General features: G+C 59.5%; 4 protein-coding genes and 1 pseudogene. 3 read left to right on the plus strand and 2 right to left on the minus strand.

Going from position 1 to position 7,398, the window contains the following annotated elements; genetic code table 11:
* Window positions 1–1,713: 1,713 nt before the first annotated feature.
* From ABZ532_RS31005 to ABZ532_RS31015, 3 genes are all read left to right on the plus strand, one after another.
* Complete coding sequence (locus ABZ532_RS31005; RefSeq protein ID WP_361291204.1) at window positions 1,714–3,516, plus strand: histidine kinase; 1,803 nt, start codon at window positions 1,714–1,716, stop codon at window positions 3,514–3,516.
* Window positions 3,517–4,451: 935 nt separating this feature from the next.
* On the plus strand, window positions 4,452–4,673 hold the full coding sequence (locus ABZ532_RS31010; RefSeq protein ID WP_361291207.1) for a hypothetical protein: 222 nt from the start codon (window positions 4,452–4,454) through the stop codon (window positions 4,671–4,673).
* A 20-nt stretch (window positions 4,674–4,693) separates the two neighbouring features.
* Window positions 4,694–4,780: a hypothetical protein gene (locus ABZ532_RS31015; RefSeq protein ID WP_361291213.1), complete on the plus strand. Its 87-nt coding sequence runs from the start codon at window positions 4,694–4,696 to the stop codon at window positions 4,778–4,780.
* 230 nt (window positions 4,781–5,010) lie between these two features.
* Here ABZ532_RS31015 and ABZ532_RS31020 read toward each other — a convergent pair.
* Together ABZ532_RS31020 and ABZ532_RS31025 are read right to left on the minus strand one after the other, a co-directional pair.
* Window positions 5,011–5,443: pseudogene (locus tag ABZ532_RS31020) on the minus strand (hypothetical protein); the annotation flags it as partial.
* A 260-nt stretch (window positions 5,444–5,703) separates the two neighbouring features.
* Window positions 5,704–6,363: an SGNH/GDSL hydrolase family protein gene (locus ABZ532_RS31025; protein WP_361291210.1), complete on the minus strand. Its 660-nt coding sequence runs from the start codon at window positions 6,361–6,363 to the stop codon at window positions 5,704–5,706.
* Window positions 6,364–7,398 lie beyond the last annotated feature (1,035 nt).

A 7,398-nucleotide genomic window follows, 5' to 3' on the forward strand; every position in this document is an offset into this window, starting at 1 on the left:
GGAACGACGCGACGACATCCACGAAGCCTTCCTCGGACTCGCCACCTGCCTCATCACCCACCGACACGTCCAACGCCTTTGTTAGGAGTTCTAAGCGCCACCACCACCACCGCAACCACCACCACCGCAACCACCGCCACCGCAGCTCACTCCACTACCGCAGGTGCTGCTCGAATTCGAGGCGTCACAACCGCTCTCGCTGGCCCACCAGCCGGCTGCGCCGCCCCCAGCCGCCGGGACCGGTTCGCTGTCGTCGGTAGAGGTGGTAGAACCTCGGTGCCTCCGGACAGCGGTGACGAGGATGCTCACCAGTACAACGATTGCTATCACCAAGACCACAATCACTGAGATGTCCATAGATTTACCTCTCACGCACGAAAAGATTCCACTTCCGAGTGACGACGAGACGCCAGTTCCAATCTGATTCAGAAATAGAATCCGATCCACTCTCGAAGTGAAACATGCCTATGTTCGTTGCTCCATAGTCACATGTCGATCTCTTCTGAAGGAAATTGACGAACTGTTGGCGCAATTATAATCTCGAGCTAGACATTCACATCAATAGAAAAGCGAATGAACAAGTCTACTCTGCGAGTGCCGCCGATACTTCATATGTCGATAATGTCAACACAGCTCCCCGCCGGGGATAACCAACCCGCGCCTTACGGGCTCAATTCCGGCGTACGCCACATGAAGGTGTGCATTGCCAATCGTGATTGTGGCTCCATTGTCTCAAAATTTCATGAGCAATGCATACTTAGAGTTGTCGATCCGAGTGATCGGGGCCGGTGGTTGTGCTGGGTCAGATTGGCAACTGATACTGCCACTAACACACAGATGGTTCAGGGATCGATGTCTCGCGTCGCTAAGTGAGCTTTCGCAGGCGGGCTGGGTGCCAGGCGACCGCCTGCCCTCCAACTTCCTCGTGGCGAGCCGTTTCCAGGCGTGCTCGCACCCCCCTGTCGATATCCAGTAGAACGTTTGGATCAACTGCTCGCCCTGGCGGAGACGCCAGAAGCCACCCTGCGCTGCCTCGGCGGTGGAACTGGCATCGCTCCTCTCAAGGCTCTGGTCGAAAATTTCCGAATGTGGCGGACGGCATACAGTCCAACTTTTCTACGTAGACCGATCCCGCACGGAGCTCTACGACATTGATGCGTTGCTGCGGCTTGATAAATATCGCCTTGTGGTTCACATTTCAGCTGACGTAGGATGGGATGTATATCTATAACCCTCACGTGCCGAATTTAATTGCGACTACGACTCAAGCCCGCTCAAATTGGTTCGCCGCGTTCGACGGATTCTCCTAAATAGGAGATTTCCATCGAGTCGGATCATGCCGACCCGATCGAGAACTCGCACGCCCTGGGCCTAAAGAGCAGCGGATCAAGCGAAAGTCGGCGAGGAGGCTGAACCGGAAGCGAACTAAGGAGAAGTTTGAGTGGTCACGTCTTTCTGAGTTTACGCAAAGCTCGCATGTACTGGGCTCGGGACGCGCTCGGAGACTCGGCGGCAGTCACTGCCAAATAGCGCCGCTATGGAGCCGCGGGTCGATGCCTGCCGACGAGGGTGATCCCGTAGACGATGCGGTGCGACTTTGGTCGCTGCGTCTCGCGACGAAAGGTAGTGTCGTTTCCGGAGCATGCTTGTCTACCGTGTCCGCGTAACGGGGGGTGCAGAGGAATGAACCGAGTACAGAGGGCGGGTCAGGCAATGAGCACGGCATTGCGTTTGACGTTTCGCCGACTCGTCGATCTCGGCACGAACCTCGTTGACCCAAGCATGTGGCCTCCCAGGCGCATCGTGGGTGAATCGTTCCTCTGTGTGCTGCTGGCACTGCTTGCAGCAGGTGTCGAGGTTCTGAAAGACAGCAGCACGATACGAGTTGTCGCCGTGGCAGTCGCTGCTGGACTGTTGTCGGTTCTACGCAGGGTGGTGCCGGGGACGGTGCTGACGGTGACCGTCGTCGGCTCCGTCGAGCAGTTCGCCTTTGCTCCGCTGATCTTCGTCGCTTCTTGGTCAGCCGGTCGGCGGATCACGCGGATTGGCAGGGCGATCAGCACGTTCGCACTCGCCTGCGTCCTCACTGTGGGCCTGTCCGTCATTTGGGAACTGCCGTACGTCTCACTGCCGAGCCTGGTCTTCTATGGCCTGTCGTCGATGGTGGCAATCTTCGTGCCCGGCCTCGCGGCTCGCTACTGGTCGCAGCGGCGGGAACTTGCGGAGACCTTCCGGGAGTATCACACGCAGCTGCTGCGCCAACGCGAAATGGTCGCCGAGCGGGCCCGGATACGCGAGCGGCAACGCATCGCCCAGGACATGCATGACAGTCTTGGCCATCAGCTTGCCCTCATCTCAGTCCACATTGGCGCGCTCGAGGTGGACCGAGACCTAACCGCACGGCAGCGGAGGGTTGTGACTGTGCTGCGTGAGGCGTCCGTGGCCGCCATGCACGAGCTTCGCGAGGTAGTGGGATTGATGCAGGACGGCATCGAGGCCCTTGGCTCCGGAAATGCTCTTGCACCTACCACTGGAGCGAGCCAGAACCAGGGCTTCGAAGCCATCGCCCAGGGGAATATCAAAGCGCCACTGCGCGGGGTGGCTGGTGTCGAGGGTTTGGCGGTTTCGTCCCGGGGCGTCGGTGCTTCCGTGGAGCTGCAACGCTCGGGCGAAGTACGCCGGCTCGCCCCCTCCACCGATCACGCGGTATACCGCATGGTCCAGGAGGGCCTGACCAACATTCATAAGCATGCGCCGGGAGCGGCAATCACCATCGAGCTGCGGTACGAGCGAGACGCACTAGTCGTGGAGGTCTCCAACGGCGCTGCATCCGCCGGACCGAACGTCAAGGGGAGGGTGGTCAGCGGTGGTCAAGGGCTAACTGGGCTCCGGGAGCGCGCCCGGCTCATCGGAGGCGCGGTGCATGCGGGCCCTACGGTGGACGGTGGCTTCAAGCTGGAGGGTGTGTTCCCGTACCTCCCACCTGAGCAAGGTGACTCGATCGATTCCAGCACTTCCGAGCAGACTCTCGTCGGCCTAACGAGCGATCTGCGACAGTGGACAGGGGTGGGTTCTTTCAACAGGGATGATTTCGATATTGATCAGAGCGCTGTGCCTAAGGAGTTGCTCAACGCAGTGAACGGGAGCAAGCGGAAGAAGGTCATAGTCATCGGCTGCGGTGTGGCGGCCTTTGTCGCTCTAGGGCTAGTGGCTGCAGTTGTGTTGGGGGTGATTTATCTTGCGGGTGAGGGGGAGAAGTCCATGATCGAGCCGAAACAATTCAACGCACTGACGGTGGGGCAACCGGAGGCGGAACTTCGTAAGCAATTGCCCAATGGGGACTCCTTCCTGGCCGAGGGCCTTCGCAAGGGTGCACCGCCGGAGCCCCCAGGCGCGAAATGCCTCACCCTCGGATCCACTGAGCAGGACGGTAAGGCTGACACAATAACTGCCTACCGTTTCTGCTTCAAGGACGGGAAGCTGATCGAGAAGAAGTCCTATGAGGTCAAGTCGTAGGGCCTGATTCCGTTAGTGTTGCCGGAGTTGCTCGCTATGGCCATCCAGACCGAGTGGGAGAAATAGGGCGTCGACACTGCTATGCCCGCTTGAGACGTGCAATCTTCCCTTAGTAGAGTCCCTGTCCGGAGCGGGCAGAGTGGTGAACGTCTTGACGTTCTGCAAGTCCGGGATGCCTGCACTCGGCTGGCATTACCCTGCAGCCTCATGGACAGAAGCCATTTCGGCGCTCGGTACGCCAAGCTGACGGGCACTGAGGTTTTCGAGTGTGGACTCTGAGCGGGTGACAACGTAGAAGTTGCGTCCTTCTGGCGCGAGAGGCCTACCGAAAGAACGGCGCCGTCCAGCGCCGCACCGAACATCAACACCTGCCGCTTGACCACTGTTGGTGTTTGGTGGTGAGAGCTCGCTCCGATGTTGGCCAGAACGGCGCCCACACCGACTGGACGGTGACGGGTGCACGGGCGCCGACGCCAGCGATCTATCCTTAGGTGTCGAAGCCAGGGAACCAAGCAAACGTCCGTCCGACGCCCACGCAACTGCCACCATAAATACGAGGACCGCGCGCCGCTCTATTCGGAGGTTTCAGCGGACCCGGTTCGCCGCAGGCATTGCAGCCCTCCACTCGAGCATCCCCACAAGCTTCCGCTCCACTGGAGCGCCCTCATCTAACGCAGCGGACAGGGCTCCCTTGGCGTTGAGGGAGGTGTTCGGCGTCTCAACTCACTCGCCTAGGCGCTCCGTTGGTTTTCCAATCCGTACCTGCATACCGACATGCATGCCCACCGGCCGCTGCCGCAGGACAGCGACCTGGCCCGCTGTGCTCGCCAGGGCTACAGGACGCCACATTTAACTGGCAGCAGATCTCCAACCAGCTCCGCTCTCTGTTGCGCAGCACTACCCGTCCGCGCTGGCCGTATTCGCGTCGTGGAAAGATGGTCTGTGCCGCCGGAAAGAACAACGAACTCCTCAAGGCGGCACCCGAAGCGATCGCCCTGATCGTTCCGAGCCTGGCCGGATCGCTGGCCGCTGCCCTTGACCCGCGCAAATTGCTGGCCGCTCGGATAGAGGGACTCCTGGACACGCACCCTATTTCGAAGGTCCTGACATCGATGCCGGAAGCCGGCGTCTGGTCCGGAGCACGCATCGCATCCTGATCGAGGTCGGCGACGGCAGCATCCTCCCAACCGCCGGCCACCTCGCCGCCTACGCCGGGCTCGCCCCGGCGACTAGCAGCTCGAGTGCCTTGATCCGCGGCGAATAGCCCTCCCGGAGAGGAAAAAGCAACTCAAATGGCTTTTTCCTCTCCGTCTTCGTCTTCCTGGGTAGCCCGGCATCGCGGGCTACCTGCGACAAGAAAATCGTCCAGGGCAAGCCACACCCAAGACCTACTCTGCCTCGCCAGACGCCGGGCCGACGTGCTGTTCGCGATGCCCTTGCGACGGCACCTTCTACGAACTGCAGCCGTCGGGCGCAGTCACCTGACCGGCGGTCTGCGGAGAGAACGACTGGATCGGCCTCGACATCGAAACCGAGCACCGGACGACCACATCAGCATCGGCTTGCCCAGCCACCGTCCGACCTCACGGAGGAAGCCGCAGAACACATCAAGTCGGTCCTGGCCCTGCAACTCCCGCAGGCCGATGTCGAAGTCGATTTCATCGGCGGCATGAAAAGGGACGATCGCCAACACATCGGCAGTCGGACAGACCCGCAGGTCCGGGTTACTCGGCATCCGCCGGGCGGGACAGCACGACCTACGCCCGAGGCACCGTCTCTCCCTCTGAGTACTGGCACTTCCAACCCTTCTCCGCGACAAGATCGAGGGCAGCCTGCTAGTCCTCCACCGAAGCATCCGGGACACGCACGTGCGGCAACGACCCCATCAAATCCGGATCGAAGAAGCACACGCGTCATCCCACAGCAAGTCGGCTGGCCATGCTGCCCGGCTTACCGGCCCAACGCACTCCGTTTCCCTTGACCAAAGACATAGGGGCGCCCCCGGCGCTGTTTGCGTCCTGGGGACAGCCCGGTCAGTCGTCGCGCTCCGTCGTCGACCTCGGCCCGGCTGACCCACAGACGTGTCGGCGAGGGTGCGGACTATTCTTTCGCATGCTCTCCACGATGAAATCGCCCGGGGCAGAATCCCTGATCTGGGAGGTTCGTCAAAGGGGTAGAACCCACAGGTCATGCGAGGATCCGACGCACGGTGGCGGCTAGAGCTATGCCCAGCGAAGCATTGTTCTCCTCGGTGAAGTGAACTCCGTCGATGCCATCGGTTGACACGAAACTTCCAGCATCAGTGTAGAAGACCCGCAGAAATTCAGCCATCATCTGGTAGTGATGTGCAAGCTTTACCGTCTTTTTGCGACCATCTTTGAATAGTTCCGCGAACCAACTATGTCTCATTTCCCCCAGAGGGGGAGGTGCCACCACGAGAACAGCAGGAGGGCGATACATGGTGCCAACCACTCCTGCACAGACAGCAACTTGCCCCACAAGTCTCGCCATTCCGAGCGCTATATCAAGGGGCATTCTTTGAAAGTGAAACTTAGTATCATTCGTCCCAAGCATGATCACAACCAGATCGAGCGGCAGATGGGTCGCCAGAGCAGTCGGAAAGTAGGCTGCTCCGTTTAGTCGCGAATCATAGGGGTCATTGAGATCGGTGGTACGTCCGCTAAGGCCTTCCTCAATTACCTCGTACTTCTCCCCCAGCTCGATTGCCATGACACCGGTCCATCGGCGCTCCCATGAATAGCGATACGCGGGCTGCGCGGGATCGACCGGCACCCAGCCCCACGTGAGTGAGTCGCCATAACAAAGAACTCGCTTTGCGTCGCTCACAGTCCTTTTCACCTTCTCATTTTTCTACACAGAAACCACGGACCACACAATTGGAAAGTACTGGGCGTGCCGCGCCCCACATAAAAGCACTGGCACCCAAAGTGGGCCCGCCCGTACACTTTAGGAACACCGGGTGCGGTACCCGATGCGTGGCTCTAGTTCGCGCTCGCACCCTATTCAGCATTACCGAACAAGACGAGAAACCCCATCCTTCTTCCTCCAAGCAGGACCGAGCACATGGAGGTCCGTCCGCGCGGAGTGCGAAGCTGAGAAGATCAGTACAGCAGCGATTCTCTACCGGTGGATCCCGCTCCTCGATCAGCAGTGCGCTGCGCTCACTTCGAAGTAGACTCAAGAATGGTTCGGGACGCCCCACCATCAGGGAACCGGCCCTCGCACCGTGGCACCTGGCTCCACTATGCACTTCGCACTGTGGTTGACGCGGATGACCGTTACTCCTGGCCATCTAGGTTTCCTGCCACGTTCTCCGGTCCAAGCTGACCGCACGCGCGAAGCCGGGTACCCGAGTCGCCGAGCGAAACGAGTACTCCCATCCGTCGAAATTCGCACGAGTCGAGGAGATTCACATTAGTCCAGATCGGATGGAGATTCTTCCGGCATTTCATACAATCCCTCTATAACCCTGATTGCACGCTCTTCTTGAATAGAGTAGCTCTTTTCTATAATGTCAAGAAAGGCGCTTGAGTCGAAGGAGTCCAACCCAGACGTGACTTCGCTTCGTTCATCCTCTAGAGACATTTATTGGATCACTCTCCTCCAGACCCAAATACCTTATGCAACGGCAGCAAGGTGTCACTTAAAGAGCCCATGCGATTAGACTCGCTCTTCGACCCGAGTTTGGCATGGGTGGTTAATACCTAAAGCGGTGTCCCGCAACCGCCGACCATGGGGAGATGATCTTGGTGTGGCTAGTGTGGTCACTGAGCCCTTTCCATCCTCAGTCTGAGCTGGCCAGATGCAGGGTGAGGATGGCTTGGACGAGGCTGGTGACGCGGGTGGTCGAGCAGCGGAGTT

It is taken from the genome of Streptomyces sp. NPDC019396, from assembly GCF_040632375.1.
GTDB lineage: Bacteria > Actinomycetota > Actinomycetes > Streptomycetales > Streptomycetaceae > Streptomyces.